Origin of the sequence: Actinomadura sp. 6N118 (assembly GCF_044326415.1) — a bacterium.
Taxonomy (GTDB): Bacteria; Actinomycetota; Actinomycetes; order Streptosporangiales; family Streptosporangiaceae; genus Spirillospora.
Genome location: NZ_JBIRAZ010000026.1, coordinates 66,321 through 90,607 on the forward strand (window position 1 = coordinate 66,321; position 24,287 = coordinate 90,607).

Sequence of the window (24,287 nt, forward strand, 5' to 3'; positions counted from 1 at the left end):
TCGTGGACCGGCTGACCGGTGCGTTCAATGGTCGTGGCGGGGCTTTCCGCTCACCTCGTGGTCAGCGTGGAAGAGAGCCTCGGTGATGATCGCCCGAACGTGGGTGTCCCGGGCCCGGTAGAGGACTCTGCGGCCGTCTCGCCGGGTGTTCACCAAACCGGTCATGCGCAGTTTCGCCAGGTGCTGGGAGACCAAGGGGCGTGCCACGTCCAGGTCCGACGCCAGCGTGGTGACGTCGTACTCCTCCGAGGTCAGAAGCCACATCAGCCGGAGTCGGGTCGAGTCGGCGAGCATCCGGAAGGAGGCCGTGGCCGCCTCGATCTGGGCGCTCGAAGGTTGCTCTTGCAATGGGGTGGCACCTGCCTTGTAGCCGCGTGCGTACATGACTACATATATTGGCCGAAACCGCCGTCTGCAAGGGAGGAGCGCAGTGTCCGACGCCCACAAAAGACAGCGCGAGCACAATCACCCTCACGGTCACGGTCACGGCCATGACCATGGACGGAACGCCGGGGCGGTCCGGGCACTGCTGGGGAGGGTCCGGCACCTGCTCACACCGCACAGCCACGACAGTGCCGACAAGACCGATGAGGCGTTGGAGTCCAGCGGGCGCGGGTTGCGCGTGCTCGGGTTGTCGTTCGGGATCTTGATGATCACGGCGGCGATCCAGGCCGTGATCGTGGTGTTCTCGGGGTCGGTCGCGCTGCTCGGCGACACACTGCACAACGTGGCGGACGCGTTGACGGCGGTGCCTCTGGCCATCGCGTTCCTGATCGGACGGCGGGCGGCCACGCGTCGGTTCACCTACGGGTATGGGCGTGCGGAGGATCTCGCCGGCCTGGTCATCGTGGTGATCATTGCTGGGTCGGCGGCGCTGGCCGGGTACGAGGCGTTCCGGCGCCTGGTCGATCCGCAGGACGTTCGCGCGCTGTGGTGGGTCGCCGCCGCGGCCGTGGCCGGCTTCCTGGGGAACGAGTGGGTGGCGCGCTATCGGATCAAGGCGGGCCGGGAGATCGGCTCGGCGGCGCTGGTCGCCGACGGGCTGCATGCTCGCACCGACGGCTTCACCTCACTGGCGGTCCTGGTCGGCGCGGCCGGGGCCGCGCTCGGCCATCCGATCGCCGACCCGATCATCGGGCTGCTCATCACGGTCGCGATCTGTTTTGTGCTGCGGGATGCGGTCAGGGAGATCTATCACCGGCTGATGGACGCGGTGGATCCCGCGCTGGTTGCCGAGGCCGAACAGATCCTGGCTCAGGTGGACGGCGTCCGGCGGGTCGGCCGTGTGCGGCTGCGCTGGGTCGGCCACGCGCTGCGTGCCGAGACCGACATCGTGCTGGCACCGGATCTGTCGCTGGCACAGGCGCACGCCGTGGCGGTGGACGCCGAGCACAGGCTCATCCATGATCTGCCCCGCCTGCGAGCCGCTACCGTGCATACCGACCCTGACAGCCATGACGGGACTGACCACCACGCCGTGCTGCACGGTCACCACACCGCCTGATGGCAGCCCTCGGCCGGTAGGTCTGACGAGGGTCGTGAGCCAGCCTCACCGAACGGAAGCTCTGCCCCGCCACCCGGGAGCGGCGAGCACGTGCGCACAGGGCCGTGTCTTCTACCATGCAGGACGTGCCTCGCATCTCCGGAAGCCCTGACCAGCATCGTGCCGTGACCCGGGAAAAGATCCTTGTTGCGGTCCGGGACGTGATGGCCTCGGACGGGGTGGACAAGCTGACGATGGCCGAGGTCGCGGGACGGGCGGGGCTGCACCGCAGCGTGGTCTACAACTACTTCCCCGATGTCAGGGCGTTGCTGATCGCTCATGCGCGGTACGAGACCGAACGGTTCATGGACGAGCTGACCGGGGCGCTGGGCTCGGCCGCAACGGCGACCGAGCAGATCGTCGCCTACGTACACCAGCAGCTGGCCGACTTCGCGGCCTATCCGCAGCCCGCCGGGCCCGAGCTCGCCACCTTGCTGGGGCCCGACGGTTACCGGGAGATGCACGCGCACGTTCAGCCTCTCGGCATGCTTCTCACCGACATCATCCGGAGAGGGGTGGAGGCGGGGGAGTTCGCGCCGAGCGACCCGGCGGCCACCGCCAACCTCGTTCATGCGTGCCTAGGGGCGGAACGTTTTCCGCTCGGGCAGGGCAACCGTGACCTTGAGGAGACGACGGAACGGGTCACCACTTTCGTCCTGCGCAGTCTCGGTGCGGAGACAGGCGAAAGGCGATCGAATGCATAGCGACCCGTTCCATCGCTGTCAGATACCGGCGTAGGAGTGCATTCCGGACAGCCAGAGGTTGACGCCGACGAGGTTGAACAGCAGGCATCCGTAGCCCGCCAGCGCGACGGCGGCGGCCGGGCGGCCGCGCCAGCCGATGGTGGATCCGGCGTGCAGGTGTGCCGCGTAGACGATCCAGGTGATGAACGCCCAGGTCTCTTTGGGGTCCCAGCCCCAATAGCGGCCCCAGGCCTGGTCCGCCCAGATGGCCCCGGCGATCACAGCGAACGTCCACATCGGAAAGGCGAAGACGGTCATCTGCCGGGCGAGCCGTTCCAGCGCAGGTGCGGAGGGGAGGCGGATGGCCAGCGCGTTCTGGCGTCCTGCTTCATGCCGTACCCGGATGAGGTAGAGCAGGTTGGCGGCGGCCGACAGGGTGAAGCCGGCGGACGCGACCACTGCCGCGGTGACGTGGATGGCGAGCCAGTAAGAGTGCAGGGACGGGCTGAGCGGGCCGACCGGGACGTGCAGCACGGTGGTGGACAGTCCGAGGCCGAGCACGCTCGGGATCATGACGAACAGGCCGAGATAGCGGACCTGCTGCCGCCGGATGAGCACGAGCAGCCCCGTGACGGCCGCGAACACCAACGCGGTGACGAACTCGCCCATGGTTCCCCAGGGCAGCCGTTCGGCGGCGAGCCCGCGGCCGGACATCTGGCCCAGATGCAGCAGCCAGCCGATGAGGGTGAGCAGCACCGCGCCGCGCGCCAAGAGGCGGGCGGCGGGCGATGCCAGCAGTGATGTGGGTTCGCCTGGTCCGCTTTCGGTCTCGCCGTCATCAGCGACGGACGCGACCGGCGGCCCACCCGCTCCGACGAGGACTTTGCTACGTGCGGCCGGGCTGCGGACGGCCGTGGCGGTGGCTGGTCGCCGGGCCGCGAAGGCGGCGACATAGCCGACGACTGCGAGCGTGTAGACGACGATCGTCGCGGTCATCAGGTGCTCGCTGAACGAGGCGAGTGAGGCATCGGGGGGCATGATGCGAGGTCCTCCTGGGTCACTGATCGAGGGCGTTGCGATAACTGCGGGCGGCGACAGCGAGGCAGCAGGCGCCGAAGGCAGCCGATCCAGCCAGGCGGGCGGCGATCCCCGGCCAGTCCGGCGCGCTGGTCAGAGCGCCGGCGAGTGCGTCGATGTCATAGGTGAGTGGCAGCGCGGCTCTGACCGGACGCAGCACGGACGGCCACGAGGCGGGCGGGATCACGCCCAGCATGAGCACGAGCGTGAACCCCAGCTGGCCGGCCAGCGTGGCGATCTCCGGACGGGAGGGCATCAGCCCGCACAGAGCGCCGATCCCGCTGAACGTGATGCCGCTCGTCAGCATGGTGACGAGCAACATCCAGCCGTACGTGACGGGCAGATCGAACAGGGCCGTCCCGATCGCCGCCGTGACGACCGCACCGGGAATCGCGAACGTGACGTACCCGCTCGACAATCCCAGCACGACCGCGGCGGGCCGGATGGGAAGGCTCCCGTAGTAGTCGAGCCCACCACCGGACTTGAGCGCCCCGAACCGCTGGGCCAGCAGGTTGAGGGCCAGGAAAGCCACCACGCCCAGGGCCGCTCCGGCGACGATCGTGGCCCGCGACTCCTCGGCCGCGGTTCCGCCGGTGCCGTGCAGCAGCACGACGATGCCCACCGACTGCAGCGTGGCGACCACCGCCATCGCACCGCCGCCCGCCTTGGCCCGGCTGAGCTGCGCAGTGTAGATCGCCGGTACCGCAGCCGCGAGCGGGGTGGGTCCGCGCCGTCCGGCGACGCTCACTGCTCCTCACCCGCCAGCAGCACGTCCTCCAACGAAGGTGTGCTGAGCGTGAAGTCGTCGAGCGCCGCGAAGGCCGGCCCGTCCAGCAACTCCGACAGAAGACCCCGGGCCTCAGCGCTCGGCAACCGCAACGACCAGCGCCGTCCCGACACCACCGCGCGAGCGGTGATCGCCTCCGGCAGTCGATCCGGCGGATCATCGCGCCACGCCAGATCCAGCCGCACGTCGTCACCGAGCTCGGCTTTCAGCCCGCCCGGAGTGTCGCAGCCCGCCATCCGGCCGCCGCGCAGCACAAGCACACGATCGAGCACAGTCTCCGCCTCGACGACGTTGTGCGTGACCAGCACGATGGCGGCCCCGGCATCACGACGGCGCCGCAGCGCGTCCCACACCCGGTGCCGGGCATCGATGTCCAGCCCGGTCGTCGGCTCGTCCAGCACCAGAACCCGGCAGTCGCCCGCCAGCACGGCCGCCACCCCCGCCAGGCGCCGCTGCCCGCCCGACAGCCGCCCGATCCGGCGGTCGGCGAGCGGCGTGAGAGCGAGTTCGTCCAGCAACCGTGCGGCTTCGCCGCGCGCCTGCTTCCGCCGGATCCCACGTAGCCGGGCGGTCGTCTCCACCGCCACTCGAACGCTCATATCCGACAGGGCACTTTCGGTTTGGGGCAGGTAAGCGACCAGCTCAGCCGCCGCCGTGGGCTCCCGGCCGACGTCGGTGCCGAGAAGCTGCACCGTTCCGGCATCAGGCCGGAGCAGCCCCACCAGATGCCGGACCAACGTGGACTTGCCGGCGCCATTACGTCCCAGCACGCCGAACACTTCGCCCATCCGAACCTCGAAGCTCACCTCATCCAACGCCTGCGCGGCGCCGCCATAGCTCTTGCCGAGACCGGCGACCTCGTAGAGGGGGTGGCCGTCGGCTTTCACCACGTCAGACGCCGTGCCGGCGGCAGTGGCGTACGGGCTCACAGGCATGATCACCTCCATCGACAGATTGATACTACGAGCTGTAGTACCAATCTGTCGCCCGTTTCGCTGATCAAAGATACGAGAGGGCTTCCCGGACCGTGATGCGCGAGGCTCGGGTGGCTGCCGCGTCGGTGGCCAGGACGGCTCCGAGCGTGACGAGCCCGACCCAGATGGCGATGGCGGCGAAGGAGACCTGGAACGGCAGCGGGGCCTTCTGGAAGAGGTTGCCCAAGCCGTCGCCGAGCACCTTGGTGAGCACGAGTGCGGGGACGGTGGCGACCAGGCAGCTGGTGAGGGCGAGGAAGACGCCTTCGGCGACGACGATGCGGCGGACCGTCTTGGGGCGGGCGCCGATGGCGTGCATGACGCCGAACTCCCGGGTCCGGTCAAGGATGTTGCTGCTCATGGTGGAGGCAAGGCCGATGGCGCCGACCACGCCCAGGGGGAGCGCGATCGCCAGCAGAACGAGGAGAACGGGACCGAGGTGGCCGGCCGATGCGGCTTCGCTGCGGCTGACGGAGACTGCTGACGTCACCGTGATGCCCGCGCCATTGAGGGCTTTGTTCACGGCGCCGGCGACGGACGTGCGGGTCTGCTCGTCGTGAGCGCCGGTGATGACGCGGAGCCGGTTGACTTGTGCGGGGCGGCCGGTCGCGGCGGCGAAGGCCTCGGGTGTGGTGTAGACGCCGCCACCGCTCGATTCGCGTTCTTCTACGACGCCGGCGATGCGCCACGTTGTGGATTTTCCGTCAATGAACAACCGCACGGTGTCGCCCGTGCCCAGGCCGGGCACGGCGTTGTCGCGAGTGATCTGGTTGAGCACGATGGCTCCGGTCTCACCCGGTCTCAGCCATCGCCCGTCCAGCAACTTGGGCGGCGGGACCGGGCGGTCGGCTGGAACTGTGTTCACCGAGATGCTGCCGTGGCCTTGGTCGGGGTAGGTGCGGGTCAGGGGCAGCTTGCCGGGCCCGGTGATGCCGATCTGTGCGCGGTTCCATGCCTCGATCCGGGTGACGCCGGGCAGGCGCTGGACCGCGTTGGCAACGGCATCCGGCCGGGCGGGGCCGGCCAATTCCGCCTCGACGTCCCAGTACCGCTGCTCCTTGCGCTGCTCGTCGACTGCCTTCGTGCCGGAGGACAGCGACATCCCGGCGACGAACACGGCGCCCGCACTGGCCAGGAGGCCGACCGACAACCAGAAACGGGCCGGTCTGCGGACGGTGTTGCGAAGTGCCATGAGCAGCCCGCGGTCGAGACGGGGGAGGCGGCTGAGCCTGGCGACGACTCCGGTCGCGGCGCTCGGCTTGGTGCTGCCGCCATGATGGTCGATCGCCGCACGGACGGTGGTACGGCTGGCCTTGAGCAGTGGCGGCAGGGCCATCAGCAACGGCAGGCCGAGTCCGACTGCGACGATGACCATGTAAGTCCACCATGGGGCGCCGAGATCGGTCGACTCGATGCCGAGGATCTCCAGTAGCCGTTGCAGAAGCGTGCGCCCGATCCAGATCGCGGGTCCTAGAGCGAGCAGCGTGGCGGACGCGGCGACGATCAGGGTCATCGTCAGGTACAGGCGCGCTATGCGGCCGGAACGGGCACCGACCGCCTTCATGATGCCGATCTGCCGGATCTGCTGGGTGAACAGGTTGTTGAGCATGGTGGCGACGAGGATCGTCGACAGCAGCAGCGCCGCGGCGCCTCCCGCGAGCAGCGACAGGAGCAGCACGTCGGACTGCCACTGGTGCGGATGTGCGTACGGCTTGGGGACCTGGATCTCGTCGATCGCGAGGCTGTGGTCGCGCTGCAGCCAGGCGCCGACATCGCTCGCGACGGCGACGGCGGTGGCGCGGTCCCGGGTGGGCGTGGTCCGGCCGGGGCCGGCGATCTGGATCTTCAGCTGGTCCAGAACGGCCGGGGTCGTGGACGTGGTCAGCACCGCCGTGGAAACGTAAGCGTGTCCTCGTTGCTCCTGCGGCGAGGGCGCGAGGCTGGGGTCGTAGACGGTGCCCGCCACTCGCAGGGGAACGGTGGGCCCGTTCGGCGTCCGGACGGTGACGGTGTCGCCGACCGCGACATCCAGCAGCGTGAGTGAATCCCGTCCGATCAGGATCTCCCCGGGCGCGGTCGGCCAGCGGCTCTCCTGCCGCAGATCGAACTTCACCATCGACATGGGATCGTCCGGTGTCGCGGCGAACACCTGGAGGGGCACGGCGCGGGAGCGGCCGTTGACCTCGATCTCGGTGTCGAACTGTGTCCGGCCGGTCGCCTCGATCACGCCGGGACGCCGCCGCGCCTGCTCGGTGATCGTCGCCATCTGGTCCGCGTCGACGGGCTTGTCCAGGACGATCGTGGCGGACGCGGGTTCGGTGCTCATGTAGGCGCCGCTGGTCTCCCGGCCGATGGAGGCCCATCCGGCCAGCATGCCGCCGAACACGGTCAGGCTGACCGCGATGGCGATCACCATCAATGCCAGCCGGCCCCGGGCCGCCCGCAGGTCCCGGAGCAGCTTCACCGCCATCAGGCCGGTCATTCCGGCACCCCTGCCGGTGCGGTCTCGTCGGTGACGATGCGGCCGTCGCGCAAGGTGATCTCGCGGCCGACGATCGATCTGATGTCGCGTTCGTGGGTGACCACCACGATGGTGCGTCCTTCGGCGTTGAGGTCGGCGAACAGATCCAGGACCGCGTCGGCGGTGTGGGAGTCGAGGTTTCCGGTCGGTTCGTCCGCCAGCAGCAACGGCGGGTCGTTGGCGAGCGCGCGGGCGATCGCTGCCCGCTGCTGCTGGCCTCCGGACAGGGTGGCGGGCAGTTTGCCGGCCTGGTCGCCGATTCCGACCCGGTCCAGCAGCCGCCGGGCGCGATCGAGGCGTTCGCCTTGCGGGATTCTCTTGGCGAAGTCCATCGGCAGCATCACGTTCTCAGCCACTGTCAAGGTCGGCAGCAGCTGGAAGAACTGGAACACCAGCCCCACGTACCGCCCTCGCCAAGCGGCGAGCCCGGACTCGGACAGCGATCCGAGGTCGGCACCCGCGACATGGAGCGTCCCGGAGGTCGGCCGGTCGATTCCGGCGAGGAGGTTGAGGACGGTCGTCTTGCCGCTGCCGGAGCGCCCGACGATCGCGACGAACTCGCCGTCGTCGATGCCCAGGTCGAGATGGTCGACGGCGACCACCTCTCCGGCGCTCGACGGGTACGCCTTGACGACGTCGCTGACCTGGATCGCGCGTCCCGCGGTCGGCGTGCCTGTCGCGGCGTTCATCCGTGACCGCCCGTGGGTGGTGTGTGGCCAGCCGGAACGCTGGCCGGTGGGGTGCTGCTCGGGTCGCCGCCGTGGCGTCGCGGCGTGTGGCCGCCGCCGCTCATGAGCATCACGACCACGGCGAGCAGGACCAGAAGACCGACGACGGCCCCCGCGACCTTCACCCAGCGTGGTATCCCCGTGTCACCGTCGCCGGCCTTGAACCGGCGGGACGGATCGTTCATCTCGGTTGTCCTCTCCCAGGTCTTCGTGCTCTGCCCCGTCGCCGCCACGCTAGGAAGGCGCCCCTATGCGCCGAAACGCCCCGCGAGAGGACCTTGCGCGTCCCCATCGAGTGGACGCGGATCATCCATCTGGGCGACGGCCTCCGCCGGACGCCCGTCTACGCTGGCGGTGTCATGACGTCGACAGCCACAGCCCGCTGGCGCCCCGCGTTCCGGCCAGGCTCACGAACGGTGCTTGACGCCGGCCTCGCGGCGCTCCTCTGCGCCGTGTCGCTGATGCTGGTTTCGCACAGCGGCGACGCCCCGGTCTCGCACGGGATCGGCGCGCTCAGCTCGGGATCGCGCGACCCCGACGCCGCGGGTGTGCTGCTGGTGGCGTGCTCGGCTCTGCCGTTCACCGCCTGGCGGCGATTCCCGTTCGGCGTCTTCGTGGTCACCGCGGTGGCCGGGGTGCTGCTGGCGGGTCTCGGCTATCCGATCAACCTGATCCTCGGGCCTCCCGCGGCCCTTTACGTGCTCGCGGCGGGCCGCGACCGTGAGACGCCCTGGACGGTGGGCAGCGCCGGTGTGGTGGCCGGCCTGTTCGTGGCGTTCCTGAGTGCCACCGCCGCCGGTGAACGGATCTTCCCGGGCTTCTGGCTCGTCCACGCCGGGCTGCCCTGGGTCGTGGCCTGGTTCGCGGGGGAGCGCACACGCCTGCGCCGAGCTCAGATGGACGAACTGCACGAGCAGGCCCGCCGCGCCGAGCACGACGCCGAACGCGATCGCCTGCTCGCCGTCGCCGAGGAACGTGCCCGGATCGCCCGCGACCTGCACGACTCGGCCGGTCACGCGATCAGCCTGATCGCGGTCCGTGCTGGAGCCGCCCGGCTTCGCCATCACCAGGACGAAGACCGTTCGCTGCCCGCTCTCGAAGCGATCGAGGAACTGGCGCGGCACACCGCCGAGGAGATCGACCAGATCGTCGGCTCGCTCCGCGAAGACGGCCCGTCCGGCGCCCACGGTCTCCGCGACCCGGAGGTGGAGGCCCCGGCAGGCCTGTCCTCCCTCGACACTCTGATCGTCCACCATGCCGAAGCAGGCCTGACAGTGACACGTGCCATCGAGGGCGCGCCGCGCACCCTTGGCGCCGCGACCGACCAGGCGGCCTACCGCATCCTCCAGCAGGCGCTCAGCAACGCCGCTCGACACGGAGCCGGCAGCGCCCGGATCCGTGTCACCTACACCGAGACCGCGCTGGCCCTGACCGTGATCAACCCGGTGAACCGCGATGCGGCGCCACGGCCCGGCGGCGGCCACGGACTGATCGGCATGCGTGAACGTGCGACACTGCTCGGCGGCACGCTGACCACCGGGCGCGCCAACGGCACCTTCCGGGTGGACGCCCGCATCCCGTACGGAGGATCCGCGCGTGACCAGCGTCCTGATAGCCGATGACGACGACCTGATGCGCGCCGGGCTCATCGAACTTCTCACCGCCGACCCCGACATCGAGATCGTCGGCCAGGCGGCGACCGGCAGGGAGGCCGTCCACCGAGCACGCGGGCTCGCCCCCGAGGTCGTCCTGATGGACGTCCGCATGCCCGATCTCGACGGCATCGGCGCCACCCGCGAGCTGTCACGCGCCGTCCCGCACTCAAGGGTGCTGATCCTGACGACCTTCGAGCAGGACGACTACATCTTCGGTGCCTTGCGTGCCGGCGCCTCCGGCTTCCTGCTCAAACGCACCCGACCCGAGGAACTGATCGCGGCAGTCCACCTGGTCGCCGCGGGCGACTCCCTGCTGTCGCCATCGGTCACCCGCCGCGTCATCGACCGCATGTCCCAGCAGCCCACCCCCGACCTCACCGACCAGGCCAAGCTCGACCACCTCACCCCGCGCGAACGGGAGGTCCTCGGGCTCGTGGCCCGCGGCCTGTCCAACCGTGAGATCGCCGCCGCCTTCGTCGTCGAGGAATCGACGATCAGAACGCACGTCAAGCGCATCCTGATGAAGCTCGACCTCCGCGACCGCGTCCAGGCCGTCATCTTCGCCTACGAGAACGGCATCAACCGCCCGCGTACCGAGACGCAGCGCTGACCGTAGGTCTGGCGCCGTCTGCGGCCTCCGATCAGGGGCGGCGGCCCGCTAGGACGCAGAACTCGTTCCCCTCCGGGTCGGCAAGTACGACCCAGCTCTCATCGCCTTGGCCGACGTCGGCGTGTCGAGCACCTAGGTCGAGCAGGCGGCGGACCTCTTCGTCTTGCTCCCTGTCGGCTGGGCTGAGGTCGATGTGGAGCCTGTTCTTGACGGTCTTGCCCTCGGGCACGTGCGCGAACGTCAACGTCGGCGGCACTGGGCCAGGGTGGTTCTTGCCTTCAGGGGCCGTAGAGGGGCCAATTGTGACAATTCCGTCGTCCTCGTCTTGAACCTCGTAGTCCAGGACCGCGCACCAGAACCGTGCGAGACCTTGGGGATCGGCACAGTCGATCGCAAGCTCGGTGAACCTACTGGTCACGTCAGAACCTCCCGGTCAGTAGCGGGTTGTGAGATCCAGGTCACGGTTCCCTGCCTGGACGTCACACTCGGGCGCGTGAACACCTCTCAGGATGCAGTCAATAAAGGAGCCCACGATGCCTGAAACGCGGTATGCCGCCGATTTTGTGGACGAGGCGACGGGATGAACATCGCCGAACAAGCCGTGCCGATGACCATGGGTGCCCGGCCAGTTCTTCCACGAGAACTCGCAGGAGGAGGTCGCTTACTGCTTCGCGTCCAACCTGTCCATGTGCCCACCGGGATACCTGATCGTCGCCCCCAAGTTCCATGGGGTGAGCTCCTTCCTCAAGGAGCCGCACAACCCCGATGCCTACCTGTTCCAGGTCATCGTCCAGCGGCAGACCGAGGCCGGTGCCGACCTAGGGGAGCAGCATGAGGGCATCCACATCCGTTGCCCGGAGTGCCAGGAGTTCCTCCTGAAGCACGTCTTCAGCGCCGACCCGACCAAGCCGGAGGAGCACGGCGGCCAGGAGGGCGTCCGCTTCCCGGTCTTCGCCACGATGTACGAGGCCGTGCAGGCGATGACGAGGTTCAACGGCGACGAGAGCCTGCGCACCTGCGGTAAGTGCGGCCACATCAGTCCGGTGTTCCGGGCTGCCACATGGGGCTGGGAGCAGTACGTGAGACTGCACCGCACGGTCAACTCCGGCCGCTCGCAGATGCTCGCCCTGGTCGAAGAGCGGCTCACCTCCGCCGAGGTGACCCGGTGAACGTCTTCGTGATCACCACGCTCGCCTACATCGAGGCCACGAGCGAGGATGATCCCCAAGCCCTCGTGCGCGGCGCGCACGTGGCACAGGCGCTGCACCAGGCCGGTGTGCCGCTGCTGGCCGGCGCCGACGCCACTCTCTTCGCGCCACGTCACGGCGACGGGCTGCACCGCGAACTGGAACTGCTGACCAAGGAAGCCGGGCTCACGCCGATCGAGGCGCTGACCGCGAGCACCAGCGTCGTCACCCACCACTTCGGCCTGTCCGACCGCGGGCGCGTCGCGCCCGGGCTGCGCGCCGACCTGATCCTTGTAGACGGTGACCCCACCCGAGACATCACCGCCACCCGCGCCCTCCGCGAGGTGTGGCGCCGCGGCGTCCGGCAGTCCCGCTGACCCTTCCTGTTCCCGCGACTCGGCGTCACCGAGTTCTGGCCGCACCTGGCGAAGCACGTTCACCCATTCGTCGACGAATATCCGGGCCGGAGATTCCTGCGGCCTCCCTATGTCATCGATGCCCGCGCCGTGTATCCGCGCTCACGGAACAGTTGGGCGGCCGTCGGTGCCGCGATGTCACACGTTGGCGTCTGTATCCCTCTCTATTGGTGTCGGCCATCGAAACCAGAAGAAGGGAAGAAGGCACCTTTATGAAGTCCCTCAAGCCCACCAGACGTCTGGAGCCGGGTGATCGCTCCCCGCTCATCGAGGTGGAGACGATCCGTTCTGAGCAGATCACCGTTCCCAGCCCCGAGGGCATGACCCATCTGCAGTTCCGGCGCTATGCGGGGTGCCCCATCTGCAACATCCATCTGCGGTCGATCACCCGGCGGCACGAGGAGATCGTTGGCGCAGGAATCCGTGAGGTCGTGGTGTTCCACTCCTCCAGCGAAGACATGCTGCCCCACCAGGGCGAGCTTCCCTTCGCGGTGATCGCCGACCCGGACAAGAAGCTCTATGTCACCTTCGGGGTGGAAAAATCCCGGTGGGCCCTGCTGCATCCCCAGGCCTGGTCCCGCCCGATGGACCCGCGTGCTTGGGTGACCGTGGCACGTGGCCTGCGTGCCGGTGGCAGGCCCTACCCCACCAAACGGGAGAGCCTCATCGGCCTTCCGGCTGACTTCCTTATCGATATCGAGGGGCAGGTAAGGGCCGTCAAGTACGGCAGGCATTTCAGCGACCAATGGTCGGTCGACGAACTGCTGCGCCTGGCCACCTCGACCCGGGACTGACCCCGGCGCTGAGGATGCTGCCTTCGCGGCGGAGCAGGGCGATCAGGTCGTCGATGTGTTGCCGCTGAGTGAGAACGCTGTTGACGTTGATTCGTAGTGCTCGGCGTCCGTTCAGGACGGTGGTTGACAGCCAGGCGTGCCCGCTGCGTTCGATGCGCTGCTGCAGGGCGTTCTGCAGATCGTCCTGGATAGCGGTCATGCCGCCGGGCATGAAGCGTACGCAGCAGACCGCCGTCTGCACGTCGCCCACCACGTCGAAGTCGTCGAGACCGGCCAGCTCGGAGGCGAGATAGCGGGTGAGCGACAGCTGCCTTTCGATGATTTTCCGGTACCCGGTGCGGCCCAGGCGGCGCAGCGCCGCCCAGAGCTTGAGCGCGTTGGCGCGGCGGGTGCCGAGCTGGCCGTAGCGGAAGAAGTCGAGCGCGCTGTCATCACCCACGTACTCAGGGGTGATGTCGAACGCCTCGCGCAGGACCGGTACACCATCTCTGATCAGCACCGCTCCGCAAGAGAACGGTACGAACATCCACTTATGCGGGTCGAGGGTCACCGAGTCGGCCCGTTCGATGCCGCGTAGCGCGCCGCGATGTGCGGGCGAGAACGCCATCGCGCCGCCATAGGCCGCGTCGACGTGGTACCACAGCCCGTACTCTTCAGCCGTCCTGGCGAGCTCGTCGAGCGGGTCGATCGCCCCGGTGGAGGTGGCGCCGGCCACACCTATGACGCAACAGGGCTGGTACCCGGCGGCCTGGTCCTGGTCGATGGCCTCACGCAACCTGTCGACCCGGACGCGGAACCGGCCGTCGGTGTCGATCTTCCGGACGTTGGCCCGGCCGATTCCGAGGATGTCGGCGGCCTTGACCAGCGAGAAATGGCTTTGCTCGGAGGCGTACACGCGAAGCGGGCCGGTGTGCCCGGTGAGGCCTTGTGCCGGCGCGCGGGCCGCGGCGGCGTCGCGGGCGCACTTCAGCGCGATCAGATTGGCCTCCGACCCGCCGCTGGTCAGCGTTCCGAAACCGGGCTCGCAGTAGCCGACGAGGCCGCACAGCCACCGGATCACGCAGGCTTCCAGCGCGCTCGTCGAGGGCGCCTGCCGCCAGGCGGCGCCGTTCTGGTTGAGCGCCGAGCACAGCGCGTCGACCCAGACCGCGATCGGCAGGGGCGTGGGGTTGAACAGGCCGAAGTACCGCGGGCTGGAGACGTTCATCGCGTGCGGGATCACCTGGCGGGTGATGACCTGGAGCAGCTGCTCCACCTCCGCTCCCTCGTCGGGCAGCGGCCCGTCGAACAGCGCCCGCAACTCTTCCGGACTCGCATCTGAGCACACAGGGGCGGTCTCGAGTGAGCGCACGTAGTCGGCGACCAGCTCCGTCACCATCGCGCCGGTCCGCTCGTGCTCGGCCGCGAAAGTTTCGGTGGTGAATTCCAAGATGCCGCTCCCAGAGTTGTCGGTGACGGAATCGAGCCTCACAAACAGCGGGCTTACCGGGAAGTGGGGTCATGCCGATGGGGAGCCATAGCCTTCTCCTATGGCGCTGTCGCTGGAGGACCTCCGAGTGTTCCTGTCCGTCGCGGGAGCGGGGAGTTTTGGACGCGGCGCGGCGCGGCTGCACCTGAGCCAGCCCACCGTCAGCGAACGCATGGCACGGCTCGAACGCGACCTGGGCCGACGGCTGTTCCTGCGCACCCAGCGCGGCGTGCGGCTGACCCCCGCCGGCGAGCGCCTGCTGCCCTATGCCGAACGGTGCCTGGCTCTCGCAGACGAGGCGGTGAGCGCGGTACGCGGCGAGCACAACCGGCCGCGCCTACAGGTCGCCATGCACTCCACATTCGCGCCCACCGTCATGCCGCAGGTAGTCGACGCCCTCGCCGCCCAAGAGGTCGAGGTCAGCTCCACCGACGCGCACAGTGACGACGTCCTACGGCTCCTGCACGACGGGCTCGTCGATATCGGCTTCGTGGTCCCAGGCCCCTATCCGTCCACGATCACGGTTGAGCCGTTCCTCACCGATCCGATGACCTGCGTGGCCCATCCCGATCACCACCTGGCCGATCGATCCTCGCTGCACGTCGCCGACCTGGCGGCCTGCGCGGTCGCCTGCACCGTGTGGGGCGACGGCGCGGAGCGCTTCCTGCAACTGCTCAGGACCACGTCCATCCCCTCCTCGCGACTTCACGCCGTCTCGCCCGCCGAGACCGTCGCGAGCCTCGCCCGCCGGGGCAGCCACATCGGCGTACTGACCCGGTCAACAGTCATGAACGATCTCGCCACCGGCACCCTCATCGAGCTACCCGTCGCCGACCTGCCGCGCTGGGAGATCACCCTCGCTCTCGCCTACCGCACGACCGATGCCAACACCGCACACGTCCAAGCTCTGCGCACGGCACTCCTCATGCAGCACGCGGCAGGGAGTGCTTCGTCGAGACCTCATCGAGGCCAGACGGCACATGACAAGCGGCGGACCGGCTAGGGGGACCGGCTAGGCGGACCGGCAGGGGGACCGGCTAGGGGCGGTGCCAGGTGTCGCGAAGATTGCTGATCATCTGCAGGAAGAGCGCGAAGGCCTGGTCGGTTCGTTCGTGGTCGCCGGTGGCGACGAGATCCAGTTGGAGGCCGCGCGCCTGCGCCACGATGATCGAGGCCACCGCGGGGGCCTGGTGCGTGGGGCATCCGTCGGCGATGACCAGCTTCTCCATGAGTTCGCGTGAGTCGTGGACGACCTGCCGGAGGTAACGCCGGTAGCGCTCGGGGTCGCGTGCGGCCAGAGCATGGACCTCGAAAAGCAGCCGGTACAGCGGCAGCCGTTCGGCCGTCGTGGATCCGCGCCACCACGTGGCGAGGGCGTCGATGCTCTCGCCCGTCTCCGTGACTCCCGCAGCGTCCGTCAGGCGCCGCCGCAACACCTCGATGACCTCGGTGAGCAGGTTCTCCTTGGTCCCGAAGTGATGGAGGAGGGTCCCGTGGCTGACTCCGATCGCGGCGGCCAGTGGCCGTATTGCCAGGTCGCCCACCCCGTGGTCGAGGACGTAGGCGGTGACGGCCTCCAGCAACTCGGGACGTCGGTGCAGGTAGCGCAGACGCCGGCCGTCGATGTGCTCCGTGCTCACCAGCACGACGCTACACCCGCTCGGAGATTGATTGACCGTTTGGTCGAGCTACTTTAGGATGATCATCCAGATCGGCGGCGCGGGCAGAGGACGATGGATGGGGTGCTGGACGCGCGGGTCGCCGACGAGCTTCGAGGCGTGGGGGAGGCGACCTGACATGGTCGGCGACATCGGATATCTGCATCACGTCGGCCATGTCGTTCAGGACATGAAGGAGGCGCTCGCGCTTTACCAGCGGCTGGGTTTCACACTGCCGCCGCCCGCCTATCCTGCGATGGCGCCACGGGAAGGCGCGCCGGTGGAGCCGTTCGGTGCGGCCAACACGCACGCCGAGTTCTCCCGCAACTTCATCGAGCTCGTTACCTGTGTCAGAGACGGCGAGCCCCACCGCATGCCGAGTGAGGCCAAGCTCGTGGCGCTTCAGGCACCGGCCGAGGTGCTGCCGACTCTCATTGAACGGATCGCCAACACCAGCGCCACCATCGAGGCATGCCTACGGCGCTTTGAGGGGTTGCACATCCTCTTCGTGCAGTCCCCCGACATCGACGCGGCCGCCGAACGACTGCGGGGCTACGGCGTGCGCCACGGGGGTGTGAACACAGTGCGGCGCCCGGTGGAAACGCTCCAGGGAACCGTCACGGAAAATGTTCGTTACCTTGAGATCGATGGCGACGAACCAGACGCCAGACCCGGAACTGTTCCGGAAGGACGTGTGGGAATCGCGGCCGGCAAACCCTCTGGCGTGCCGGTCCCGCCCCACCCGAATGGGGCCACCGAACTCGCCGATGTGGTCCTGTGCGTCGCCGACTCGGAGCTGGCCACCGTTGAGCGCAGGTACGAGACGTACCTCGGGCAGGCCGCAAGGCCGGGTGCCGCAGGGCCGGGTGCCGCAGGGCCGGGTGCCGCGGGGCCGGGTCATCCGGGACGGGTGTTCGACCTCGACGGCACCGCGCTCACACTCGTAGGCGGCTCCGACCTCGAGGAGTTGCTGCCAGGTGAGCGTCCTCCCGCCCTCCCGGCCTTGACCGCCTACGCGGTCACGGTCGAGGACATCGCGGTCACCCGGGACCTCCTCCGGCGGAACGGGTTCACCCTGGGGCGAACGGCTGCCGGTGACATCTTTGTGCCCGCCGCCGCAGCACTGGGCACTGCGGTGATCTTCCGCGAAGCCATCGGCTGAGTGCCGAAGCTCCGCCATGAGCCAGCGGTATCCATGCCACCCAAGAGGGCAAGGACGCCGCCGAATGTGACACCGTGCGAGATAGGCCACAGTTGCTGGTCTGACGTCACATTCCTGGTGTCGCGGTGCATCTCGGTTGGGAGCGCGCAACAGGAGGCCCACCATGCACGACACGCCGGACGACATCGCGACCGAGGCGTTCGTTGACCACCGCGAACTGCTGTTCTCCATCGTCTACAACCTGCTCGGCAGCGTCGCCGACACTGAGGACGTGCTGCAGGAGACCTGGTTGTCGTGGGCGTCCCGCAGCCGCGACGGGATTGACGGGATCGAGAACCCGCGCGCCTACCTGGTGCGGATCGCGGTCAACCACGCTCTGGCCCGGCAGAGCAGCATCCGGCGCCGCCGCGAGACCTACATCGGCCCATGGCTGCCCGAACCGCTGGTCACCGGCGCCGCCGACCATGCAGAACGCGCCGAGTCGGTGTCCATGGCACTGCTGGTGGTACTGGAGACCCTCACACCGCTGGAGCGGGCGGTGTTCGTCCTGCATGAGGTGTTCGGCTACCCGCACACCGAGATCGCCGGCATCCTCGGCCGCTCACCCGCGGCCGTGCGCCAGGTCGCCCACCGGGCCCGCGAGCACGTCCTGGCCCGTCGCCCCCGCTACCAGGCCGACCCGAACGTCCAGCGGCAGGTGACCGAGCGGTTCCTGCACGCCATCATCGGCGGGGACCTTGAGGCCCTGCTGCGGGTCCTGGCGCCGGACGTGACCCTGTGGGCCGACGGCGGCGGCAAAGCGGTGGCCGCGGGCCTGCGGCCGCTGCACGGCCGCGACAAGATCGCCCGCCTGATCATCGCGATCTCGCACCGCCGCCCCCTCGCGAACCTGAACATCCGCTACCGGACCGTCAACGGCGACCCGTCGGCCCTGCTCTTCTCCGGCGACGCCCCCTTCGCCGTCATCGTTCTCGACCTCACCCCCGACGGCGAGCACGTGTCCGGGATCTACACCGTGACCAACCCCGACAAGCTCGCCCGGCTCAGCTGACCGAGGCCGTCGCACGGGCGAGAATTCGGACCGGCAGCACGTGAGTCCGATCGGCCGATCGGAGATCACCGAACGTGATGCTGACGAAGAGCCCGCCACGCCCGAGGAGCGTCATGACAGATCTGGAAGGTACTGGCCGCGTGAACGATCCTTTGAGCAAAGACGGCTATGTGCTGGAGTTCGAGGACTCCTTCGACAGCGATGACCTCGACGAGTCCCGCTGGTTGCCGTACTACCTGCCGCACTGGAGTTCCCGCGAGGCCACGGCGACCAGATACCGGATCGGCGACGGCGTGCTACGGCTGCTCATCGAGGAAGACCAGCAGCCCTGGTCCCCCGAGTACGACGGCGGCATCCGAGTCTCCTCACTGCAGACGGGGCTCTTCGCCGGTCCGGTCGGGAGCGGCATCGGGCAGTTGCGCTTCAAGCCAGGCCTCCTGGTCCGGGAGGCGCAGCAGAACACCAGGCTCTACACACCTCGGTACGGGCTGTTCGAGATGCGCGCCAAGGCGATCGACGACCCTCGCTGCATGGTCGCCCTGTGGATGATCGGGTACGAGGACCGGCCTGAACGGTCAGCGGAGATCTGCATATGCGAGATCTTTGGGCGTGAGGTGACGCCGGACCGCGCGGCGGTCGGCATGGGCCTGCATCCCTGGGGAGATCCCAGCATCCAGGATGAGTTCGCCGCCGAGGTCGTTGCGATCGATGCCCGGGAATTCCACACGTACGCCGCCGAATGGACGCCGGAGCACGTCGCGTTCTACCTCGATCAACGGCTGGTCAAGGTCGTGGAGCAGTCCCCGAACTATCCGATGCAGTTCATGCTCAACATCTACGAGTTCCCCGACGATCCAAAGGCGCCCGTGCAGGCTCGGCCGTACCCCAAGGAATTCACGGTCGACTACGTCCGTGGTTATCGGCGAGCCCCCTGAGCTTGCAGGCGGTTGGCGTCCAGCTCCACGATCACGTCCTCGACATCGGCTGCGGCACCGGGCAGACCACCCGGCAGGCCGCCAGACGACCCGGCAGGCCGCCAGGTGACCTCGGTTTAGCCCGGTCACGGCGAGGTAGTCATCCCGCATGTCTGGACCAGCGAAAGGGCATGATGTCGGCTCCCGTTCCTGACGTGGTCGTAGTGGGGCAGATCGCGCGTGATCTGGTGCTGGTCGTCGACGAGGTGCCCGGGCCGGGAGGCACGGCCGGGGTACGGCGGCGGCGGGAGCTGTTGGGCGGGAAGGGCGCCAACCAGGCTGTCGCCCTGGCGCAGCTGGGCATGTCCGTGGGCCTGGTCGGGGTGGTCGGTGAGGACGAGGTGGGGGAGCGCCTGCTCGACCAGATACGGCGTGACGGGATCGACGATTCCTTGGTGGTCCGGAGGAGCGGGGAGGTGACGGGGCTGATCGTCGATGTGGTCGAGGGAACGGGGCGATGGCGCTACCTGGAAGACCTGCCGGGCCCGATGTTGCTCTCCGAGGCGGATGTCGCCGCCGCAGCCGATCGGCTCCGGGCCGCTCAGTGGGTGAGTGTGCAACTTCAGCAGCCGTCAGCGGCAGTACGGGCAGCCGTCACCCTCGCGCGGGATGCCGGTGTCCGGGTCGCGCTCGACGGCGTTCCCGAAGAGGAGCATCGAGAGGAGCTGCTTGCCGCTGCGGATGTCGTGCGTGCCGATGCCAAGGAGGCCGAGCTGCTCGTCGGCGCCCGGCTTGAGGGCGTGGAGGCGGCGGTACGGGCAGGCAGGGAACTGCTGCGTTGCGGACCTTCGCTGGTGGCTCTGGCTGTGGAATCCGGGGGCAACGTCTTCGTCTGGACCGGAGGCCACCTGGCGCTGCCGTTGATCGAGACGCCCGTGAAGGACACGACCGGTGCCGGGGACGCGTTCACCGCGGCGCTCGTGGCCGGGCTGGCTCGGGGGTTCTCGCCGGAGCAGACCGCGTTTCTGGCCGTCGCGGCCGCCGCCACGACCGTGGGACATCCCGGCGGCCGGCCGGAGCTCACATCACAGGGGCTCCACGACATGCTGGAACGTGTGGAGAGTCCACCAGACGCTGAGGTGCCGCACGCGAAATCCGCACAGTGGACGTAAGCATTGCAAAAACGAGTTCGAACTTGGGTGTCGTCGGTTTGCCGCTTCGCCTCAGGGGGAGGACGGAATCGCTGTTGTGCGATTCAGTGCCGTTCAGGCTCCAGTACGGAGAACGGTCACCGCACCACGACATATCAGGGAGAAGAACATGGCCGACCAGCCTTCATTTATCGAGGTCCAAAAGTGCCTTTCCGGAATGAGCTATCCGGCCCGGCGTGATGACCTGGTTCAGCACGCCGAGGGCCAAGGCGTCGACCAAGACCTTTTGGAGGCGCTTCGCGCGATCCCCGATCGTGAGTACGACGGGCCCAGCGGTGTCAGTGAGGAAATCAGCAAGGTCTCCTGACCTGCACCCACGCGCGTGGTCTCCTGACCTGCACCACGCGCATGGAGGACCCCGTGGCGGCGTGTTCGTCCGGGCGGCCCTTGCGATCAGCCCTCGACGCCCGTGGTGTGGTGGGCCGCGCCGACGGGCTTGGATTCGGGGGAGCCCCGTTGCCGTAGATAGATCGACAGTGCTGCCATGGAGGCCACTGCGAGGAATTCGGATTGCCAGTTCTGCATCGTCCGGTTCCAGAATTCGGCGGTGGCGAGGTAGCTGAGCCAGGAGACGGTGTCCTGACGTTCGGCCAGTTGCTGGGCGTTGTAGGCCGCACGGCCGGCTATGGACTGAGCCAGCCACGACAGCAAGAAGAGGCTACCCATGACCAGCCCCAGGGAATAGGAGAACACTGCGCCGCGCAGCCCGCCGACGCGCGCCCACGAGGGAGAGTCGGGGCCGGCGTGACGGCCGACCTTCTGTTCTTGGTCGGTTTCGGTACCCTGCTTGCCGGGCTCCTTGGATTCTGGCGAGCCGCGTTGGACCAGCCAGACCGTCACAAAGATAAAGAGAAAGAATTGCAGGTATTCCGACTGCCAGTTCTCGGTCACGTCCACGGCGAAGTCCGAGCCGGTGAGGTAGTCGAGCAATCCCACCGTGCCGCCGCCCTGCGCAGTCCGCTGATTGTTGTACTCAGCATGTCCAGACAATCCCTGGATGACCAGAGCAATTGCCATCAAAGCCAGAAAGAACAGCGTTAGGCCGTTGTCTCGAAGAAAGCGCCGCATCGTCCCCCCATTCAGCGGTGCAGCAGTCCGATGGCGGTGAAGTAGGCCAGCCCAAGGAGGACGATCGCCAAGGTCAACGAGAACACCACTCGCATGGTCAGGCTTCCACTTCACAGTCGTCGGGTTGATGCGGCCGCGGCTTACAACCCGCTGCGGCCACGCGCCAGGTCTTTCCCCATCGGCTGAGGAAGACGTGCTGATCGCCGACGTGGAGGCGGACGTTGTCGCCCCAGCGCTCAACGCGTCCGACCTCGCCTTGTGTCAGGTCGAGTTTGAGGATCTCCTCCGCGCATGTTGAACCGCTTGATTCAAGATTCCGTGCTGCCTGGGGCAGCAGGTATCCGCACGCTCTGGCACCGTCACGCTGCCCGACCGCGTGGATGAAAGCCGTCGTTTCGACGCGCAGCCGTTCGGTATCTGATGAAGCACATCCACTCAGGCATGTCACAGCCAGCGCCGTGGTCAATGCAAGCGGCGCAATACTCATCATGGCCCGGCTCTACCCACGACAAGCCTGATCCAGACACCAAAGAAGTTGCCGATGACCTGCACCCGGGACGGCGTGGAGTTGACCCTCTACTCCCGCGCCGAGTGGGGGTCGACGCAGGTCATCGGGTGGCGGCTGGCATGCTCGGGCTTACTTTGGAGATCGTCATGAGTATGCGCGGGGACGGTGGGCTGAGCGGTCGCAGGTTGCTGGCCGGGTGGTCCTTGGCGCTGGTGGGCCCGCTCCTGGTGACGTCGTTGTTGGCGCAGTTGCGTGATCACGTCGCGTTGGCCTCGACCTTGTTGCTGTTCGTGACGGTCACCGTGGCGGTGGCGCTGGTGGGCGGGCTGGGGCCGGCGCTGTGCGCGGCGATCTCAGGGAACCTACTGGCGAACTGGTTCTTCACCCCGCCCTACTACACGCTGAGCATCGCCGATTTCGACCATGTGCTGGCGCTGGTGGTGTCGGTGATAGTGGCGGTCGCGGTGTCGCTGGTGGTCGATCTGGCCGAGCGGCGGCGGCGTTGGGCGGTGCGGGCGGGTAGGGAGGCGGCGGCGTTGAGCCGTTTGTCCACCACCGTGCTGCGCGGCCAGGACACCCTGCCGGATCTGCTGGCCCAGGCCCGGGATACGTTCGCGCTGACTTCGGTCACCATGCTGGAGCGGGACGGTTCGGGCTGGCGGGTGGCCGGGTCGGCCGGCGTGCCCGAGGCTGCGGATCCTGGCGACGCGGATTCTGGCTACACGGATCCCGACAAAGCGGACATGCGGATCCAGGTCGGTGATGATGCGGTTCTGGCGGTGCGGGGCAGGGTGCTGCCGGACTCGGACCGGCGGGTGCTGGCGGCGTTCGCGCATCAGGCGGCGGCCGCCCTGGAGCGGCAGCATCTGGAGGCCGAGGCGGTGCGAGCGCGGCAGCTGGCCGAGGTCGACAAGGTCCGTACGGCGCTGCTGGCGGCCCTTTCGCATGATCTGCGCACGCCGCTGGCGTCGGTGAAGGCCAGCGTGGGCAGCCTGCGTCAAGCCGATGTGGAATGGTCGGCAGAGGATCAAGCCGAGTTGCTGGCCACGATCGAGGAGTCCGCCGACCGGCTGGACGGACTGATCGCCAACCTGCTGGACATGACCCGGCTGCAGGCTGGGGCGCTCGCGCCCCTCGCGCGGGCGGTGGCGTTGGAGGAGGTCGTCCTGCAGGCGCTGGCCGGGGTGGACGAAGAGCTGATCGAGGTGGATGTGCCTGAGACGCTGCCGGCAGTGCTGGCCGATCCGGGCCTGTTGGAACGGGCGGTCGCCAACGTGGTGGAGAACGCGGTGCGGTACGGCGCGGGCCGCATCCTGGTGACCGCGAGCGAGGTGCGTTTCGGCCAGATCGAGCTGCGTGTGGCCGATAACGGGCCGGGGGTGCCTGAGGACGCCAGGGAGCAGATCTTCGCGGCGTTCCAGCGGCTCGGCGAAACCCCGCAACGCACGGGGGTCGGGCTGGGCCTTGCGGTCGCCCGCGGCTTCACCGAGGCGATGGACGGCACCTTGACCGCCACCGATACTCCTGGCGGTGGCCTGACCATGGTGTTCGCCCTGCCGATCGCGGAGGAGCAATGACCCGGGTCCTGGTGGTCGAGGACGAGCCGCAGATCGTCCGGGCGCTGCGGATCAACCTCAAGGCCCGCGGCTATGAGGTGGAGGCCGCGCCGGACGGGCGGACCGCGCTGGACCTGGCCGCCCGCCACCGGCCCGACGTGGTGATCCTGGATCTGGGCTTGCCGGACATGGACGGCGGGCAGGTGATCCGGGGCCTGCGCGGCTGGCTGAGCGTGCCGATCATCGTGCTGTCGGCCCGGCAGGACTCCACCGACAAGGTCGAGGCCCTGGATGCCGGTGCCGATGACTACGTGACCAAGCCGTTCGGCATGGACGAGTTGCTGGCCCGGCTGCGCGCCGCGGTTCGCCGCGCCACCCCGGCCGAGGAGGCCGCCGTGATCGCCACGCAGGACTTCACCATCGACCTGGCTGCCAAACGCGTCACCCGCCAGGGGACCGACATCCGGCTCACCCCGACCGAGTGGCATGTGCTGGAGGTACTGGTCCGCCACGCCGGCCGCCTGGTCAGCCAGCGGCAGCTACTGCGCGAGGTGTGGGGCCCGGCGTACGAGCACGAGACGAACTATCTGCGCGTCTACCTGGCTCAGCTGCGGCGCAAGCTCGAAGCCGATCCCGCCCATCCCCGCCACCTGATCACCGAACCCGGCATGGGCTACCGCTTCGAACCCTGAGGGCGCCGCCAAGGTTTGGGCTGG

Annotated in this window: 27 protein-coding genes; 15 read left to right on the top strand and 12 right to left on the bottom strand. The window is 68.4% G+C overall.

Features of this window, described 5'->3' with window-relative positions:
• Positions 1–24: 24 nt before the first annotated feature.
• The gene (locus ACH34W_RS45605) at positions 25–384 is read right to left on the bottom strand and encodes an ArsR/SmtB family transcription factor (RefSeq protein WP_395967486.1); all 360 of its coding nucleotides are present in this window, start codon (positions 382–384) and stop codon (positions 25–27) included.
• Positions 385–430: 46 nt separating this feature from the next.
• Here ACH34W_RS45605 and ACH34W_RS45610 point away from each other — a divergent pair, with 46 nt between their 5' ends.
• Together ACH34W_RS45610 and ACH34W_RS45615 are read left to right on the top strand one after the other, a co-directional pair.
• Positions 431–1,504, top strand: coding sequence for a cation diffusion facilitator family transporter (locus tag ACH34W_RS45610; RefSeq protein WP_395967487.1), 1,074 nt, complete (start codon positions 431–433; stop codon positions 1,502–1,504).
• A gap of 125 nt (positions 1,505–1,629) precedes the next feature.
• Positions 1,630–2,247 carry a TetR/AcrR family transcriptional regulator gene (locus ACH34W_RS45615; RefSeq protein WP_395967488.1) on the top strand — a complete coding sequence of 206 codons (618 nt, stop codon included), beginning with the start codon at positions 1,630–1,632 and terminating at the stop codon, positions 2,245–2,247.
• 18 nt (positions 2,248–2,265) lie between these two features.
• On the opposite strand, the gene ccsB is transcribed toward ACH34W_RS45615, so the two are convergent.
• The 6 genes from ccsB to ACH34W_RS45645 form a co-directional block, all read right to left on the bottom strand.
• Positions 2,266–3,264, bottom strand: a complete 999-nt coding sequence (gene ccsB, locus ACH34W_RS45620; RefSeq protein WP_395967489.1) for a c-type cytochrome biogenesis protein CcsB — start codon at positions 3,262–3,264, stop codon at positions 2,266–2,268.
• 19 nt (positions 3,265–3,283) lie between these two features.
• A complete protein-coding gene (locus ACH34W_RS45625; protein ID WP_395967490.1) occupies positions 3,284–4,051 on the bottom strand; it encodes an ABC transporter permease in 768 nt (255 codons plus the stop codon).
• Positions 4,048–5,025 carry an ABC transporter ATP-binding protein gene (locus ACH34W_RS45630; protein ID WP_395967491.1) on the bottom strand — a complete coding sequence of 326 codons (978 nt, stop codon included), beginning with the start codon at positions 5,023–5,025 and terminating at the stop codon, positions 4,048–4,050. The genes ACH34W_RS45625 and ACH34W_RS45630 overlap by 4 nt, the downstream gene beginning before the upstream one ends.
• Positions 5,026–5,089: 64 nt before the next feature.
• Positions 5,090–7,546 carry an FtsX-like permease family protein gene (locus ACH34W_RS45635; RefSeq protein WP_395967492.1) on the bottom strand — a complete coding sequence of 819 codons (2,457 nt, stop codon included), beginning with the start codon at positions 7,544–7,546 and terminating at the stop codon, positions 5,090–5,092.
• Positions 7,543–8,274 carry an ABC transporter ATP-binding protein gene (locus ACH34W_RS45640; RefSeq protein WP_395967493.1) on the bottom strand — a complete coding sequence of 244 codons (732 nt, stop codon included), beginning with the start codon at positions 8,272–8,274 and terminating at the stop codon, positions 7,543–7,545. Before ACH34W_RS45640 ends, ACH34W_RS45635 begins: the two co-directional genes overlap by 4 nt.
• Positions 8,271–8,498 carry a hypothetical protein gene (locus tag ACH34W_RS45645; RefSeq protein ID WP_395967494.1) on the bottom strand — a complete coding sequence of 76 codons (228 nt, stop codon included), beginning with the start codon at positions 8,496–8,498 and terminating at the stop codon, positions 8,271–8,273. Before ACH34W_RS45645 ends, ACH34W_RS45640 begins: the two co-directional genes overlap by 4 nt.
• Positions 8,499–8,672: 174 nt before the next feature.
• Here ACH34W_RS45645 and ACH34W_RS45650 point away from each other — a divergent pair, with 174 nt between their 5' ends.
• Positions 8,673–9,935 (top strand): sensor histidine kinase, encoded by a 1,263-nt coding sequence (locus ACH34W_RS45650; protein WP_395967495.1) that lies wholly within the window; start codon positions 8,673–8,675, stop codon positions 9,933–9,935.
• On the top strand, positions 9,910–10,578 hold the full coding sequence (locus tag ACH34W_RS45655) for a response regulator (protein WP_395967496.1): 669 nt from the start codon (positions 9,910–9,912) through the stop codon (positions 10,576–10,578). Before ACH34W_RS45650 ends, ACH34W_RS45655 begins: the two co-directional genes overlap by 26 nt.
• A 31-nt stretch (positions 10,579–10,609) precedes the next feature.
• Here the strand turns inward: ACH34W_RS45655 and ACH34W_RS45660 are convergent, their stop codons facing one another.
• Positions 10,610–10,996: a VOC family protein gene (locus tag ACH34W_RS45660; protein WP_395967497.1), complete on the bottom strand. Its 387-nt coding sequence runs from the start codon at positions 10,994–10,996 to the stop codon at positions 10,610–10,612.
• A gap of 199 nt (positions 10,997–11,195) precedes the next feature.
• Here ACH34W_RS45660 and ACH34W_RS45665 point away from each other — a divergent pair, with 199 nt between their 5' ends.
• From ACH34W_RS45665 to ACH34W_RS45675, 3 genes are all read left to right on the top strand, one after another.
• Entirely contained in the window at positions 11,196–11,747 is a 552-nt protein-coding gene (locus ACH34W_RS45665; RefSeq protein ID WP_395967498.1) for a hypothetical protein, read from the top strand.
• Positions 11,744–12,142 carry an amidohydrolase family protein gene (locus ACH34W_RS45670; protein WP_395967499.1) on the top strand — a complete coding sequence of 133 codons (399 nt, stop codon included), beginning with the start codon at positions 11,744–11,746 and terminating at the stop codon, positions 12,140–12,142. Before ACH34W_RS45665 ends, ACH34W_RS45670 begins: the two co-directional genes overlap by 4 nt.
• Positions 12,143–12,393: 251 nt before the next feature.
• Positions 12,394–12,975, top strand: coding sequence for a peroxiredoxin-like family protein (locus ACH34W_RS45675; protein WP_395967500.1), 582 nt, complete (start codon positions 12,394–12,396; stop codon positions 12,973–12,975).
• Here ACH34W_RS45675 and ACH34W_RS45680 read toward each other — a convergent pair.
• Positions 12,917–14,404: a pyridoxal phosphate-dependent decarboxylase family protein gene (locus ACH34W_RS45680; RefSeq protein WP_395967501.1), complete on the bottom strand. Its 1,488-nt coding sequence runs from the start codon at positions 14,402–14,404 to the stop codon at positions 12,917–12,919. The genes ACH34W_RS45675 and ACH34W_RS45680 overlap by 59 nt on opposite strands.
• Before the next feature lie 100 nt (positions 14,405–14,504).
• Between ACH34W_RS45680 and ACH34W_RS45685 the strand changes: the two genes are divergently transcribed.
• Entirely contained in the window at positions 14,505–15,446 is a 942-nt protein-coding gene (locus ACH34W_RS45685; protein ID WP_395967502.1) for a LysR family transcriptional regulator, read from the top strand.
• A gap of 34 nt (positions 15,447–15,480) precedes the next feature.
• Here the strand turns inward: ACH34W_RS45685 and ACH34W_RS45690 are convergent, their stop codons facing one another.
• Positions 15,481–16,083 (bottom strand): TetR/AcrR family transcriptional regulator, encoded by a 603-nt coding sequence (locus ACH34W_RS45690; RefSeq protein WP_395967503.1) that lies wholly within the window; start codon positions 16,081–16,083, stop codon positions 15,481–15,483.
• 157 nt (positions 16,084–16,240) lie between these two features.
• On the opposite strand from ACH34W_RS45690, the gene ACH34W_RS45695 reads away from it, so the two are divergent.
• The 5 genes from ACH34W_RS45695 to ACH34W_RS45715 all read left to right on the top strand — a co-directional run bounded on the left by ACH34W_RS45695 (position 16,241) and on the right by ACH34W_RS45715 (position 20,746).
• Positions 16,241–17,263, top strand: coding sequence for a VOC family protein (locus tag ACH34W_RS45695; protein WP_395967504.1), 1,023 nt, complete (start codon positions 16,241–16,243; stop codon positions 17,261–17,263).
• 163 nt (positions 17,264–17,426) lie between these two features.
• Positions 17,427–18,314: an RNA polymerase sigma factor SigJ gene (gene sigJ / locus ACH34W_RS45700; protein WP_395967505.1), complete on the top strand. Its 888-nt coding sequence runs from the start codon at positions 17,427–17,429 to the stop codon at positions 18,312–18,314.
• 140 nt (positions 18,315–18,454) lie between these two features.
• The gene (locus tag ACH34W_RS45705; RefSeq protein ID WP_395967506.1) at positions 18,455–19,249 is read left to right on the top strand and encodes a glycoside hydrolase family 16 protein; all 795 of its coding nucleotides are present in this window, start codon (positions 18,455–18,457) and stop codon (positions 19,247–19,249) included.
• Between the two features lie 194 nt (positions 19,250–19,443).
• The gene (locus ACH34W_RS45710) at positions 19,444–20,400 is read left to right on the top strand and encodes a PfkB family carbohydrate kinase (protein WP_395967507.1); all 957 of its coding nucleotides are present in this window, start codon (positions 19,444–19,446) and stop codon (positions 20,398–20,400) included.
• A gap of 148 nt (positions 20,401–20,548) precedes the next feature.
• Positions 20,549–20,746 carry a DUF2795 domain-containing protein gene (locus tag ACH34W_RS45715; protein ID WP_395967508.1) on the top strand — a complete coding sequence of 66 codons (198 nt, stop codon included), beginning with the start codon at positions 20,549–20,551 and terminating at the stop codon, positions 20,744–20,746.
• 86 nt (positions 20,747–20,832) lie between these two features.
• On the opposite strand, the gene ACH34W_RS45720 is transcribed toward ACH34W_RS45715, so the two are convergent.
• Both ACH34W_RS45720 and ACH34W_RS45725 read right to left on the bottom strand, forming a co-directional pair.
• Positions 20,833–21,507: a DUF6766 family protein gene (locus ACH34W_RS45720; protein ID WP_395967509.1), complete on the bottom strand. Its 675-nt coding sequence runs from the start codon at positions 21,505–21,507 to the stop codon at positions 20,833–20,835.
• Between the two features lie 97 nt (positions 21,508–21,604).
• Positions 21,605–21,997: a hypothetical protein gene (locus ACH34W_RS45725; protein WP_395967510.1), complete on the bottom strand. Its 393-nt coding sequence runs from the start codon at positions 21,995–21,997 to the stop codon at positions 21,605–21,607.
• Positions 21,998–22,218: 221 nt separating this feature from the next.
• On the opposite strand from ACH34W_RS45725, the gene ACH34W_RS45730 reads away from it, so the two are divergent.
• Positions 22,219–23,592 carry an ATP-binding protein gene (locus ACH34W_RS45730; protein WP_395967511.1) on the top strand — a complete coding sequence of 458 codons (1,374 nt, stop codon included), beginning with the start codon at positions 22,219–22,221 and terminating at the stop codon, positions 23,590–23,592.
• The gene (locus ACH34W_RS45735; RefSeq protein ID WP_395967512.1) at positions 23,589–24,263 is read left to right on the top strand and encodes a response regulator; all 675 of its coding nucleotides are present in this window, start codon (positions 23,589–23,591) and stop codon (positions 24,261–24,263) included. Before ACH34W_RS45730 ends, ACH34W_RS45735 begins: the two co-directional genes overlap by 4 nt.
• The last annotated feature ends 24 nt before the right edge of the window (positions 24,264–24,287 follow it).

What these genes read in the sequence shown, in the direction of transcription:
- ACH34W_RS45605 (WP_395967486.1), bottom strand. Translation starts at nt 384, where the DNA reads ATGTACGCACGCGGCTACAAGGCAGGTGCCACCCCATTGCAAGAGCAA.
- ccsB (WP_395967489.1), bottom strand. Translation starts at nt 3,264, where the DNA reads ATGCCCCCCGATGCCTCACTCGCCTCGTTCAGCGAGCACCTGATGACC.
- ACH34W_RS45630 (WP_395967491.1), bottom strand. Translation starts at nt 5,025, where the DNA reads ATGCCTGTGAGCCCGTACGCCACTGCCGCCGGCACGGCGTCTGACGTG.
- ACH34W_RS45635 (WP_395967492.1), bottom strand. Translation starts at nt 7,546, where the DNA reads ATGACCGGCCTGATGGCGGTGAAGCTGCTCCGGGACCTGCGGGCGGCC.
- ACH34W_RS45640 (WP_395967493.1), bottom strand. Translation starts at nt 8,274, where the DNA reads ATGAACGCCGCGACAGGCACGCCGACCGCGGGACGCGCGATCCAGGTC.
- ACH34W_RS45645 (WP_395967494.1), bottom strand. Translation starts at nt 8,498, where the DNA reads ATGAACGATCCGTCCCGCCGGTTCAAGGCCGGCGACGGTGACACGGGG.
- ACH34W_RS45650 (WP_395967495.1), top strand. Translation starts at nt 8,673, where the DNA reads ATGACGTCGACAGCCACAGCCCGCTGGCGCCCCGCGTTCCGGCCAGGC.
- ACH34W_RS45675 (WP_395967500.1), top strand. Translation starts at nt 12,394, where the DNA reads ATGAAGTCCCTCAAGCCCACCAGACGTCTGGAGCCGGGTGATCGCTCC.
- ACH34W_RS45685 (WP_395967502.1), top strand. Translation starts at nt 14,505, where the DNA reads ATGGCGCTGTCGCTGGAGGACCTCCGAGTGTTCCTGTCCGTCGCGGGA.
- ACH34W_RS45695 (WP_395967504.1), top strand. Translation starts at nt 16,241, where the DNA reads ATGGTCGGCGACATCGGATATCTGCATCACGTCGGCCATGTCGTTCAG.
- sigJ (WP_395967505.1), top strand. Translation starts at nt 17,427, where the DNA reads ATGCACGACACGCCGGACGACATCGCGACCGAGGCGTTCGTTGACCAC.
- ACH34W_RS45715 (WP_395967508.1), top strand. Translation starts at nt 20,549, where the DNA reads ATGGCCGACCAGCCTTCATTTATCGAGGTCCAAAAGTGCCTTTCCGGA.
- ACH34W_RS45720 (WP_395967509.1), bottom strand. Translation starts at nt 21,507, where the DNA reads ATGCGGCGCTTTCTTCGAGACAACGGCCTAACGCTGTTCTTTCTGGCT.
- ACH34W_RS45725 (WP_395967510.1), bottom strand. Translation starts at nt 21,997, where the DNA reads ATGATGAGTATTGCGCCGCTTGCATTGACCACGGCGCTGGCTGTGACA.
- ACH34W_RS45735 (WP_395967512.1), top strand. Translation starts at nt 23,589, where the DNA reads ATGACCCGGGTCCTGGTGGTCGAGGACGAGCCGCAGATCGTCCGGGCG.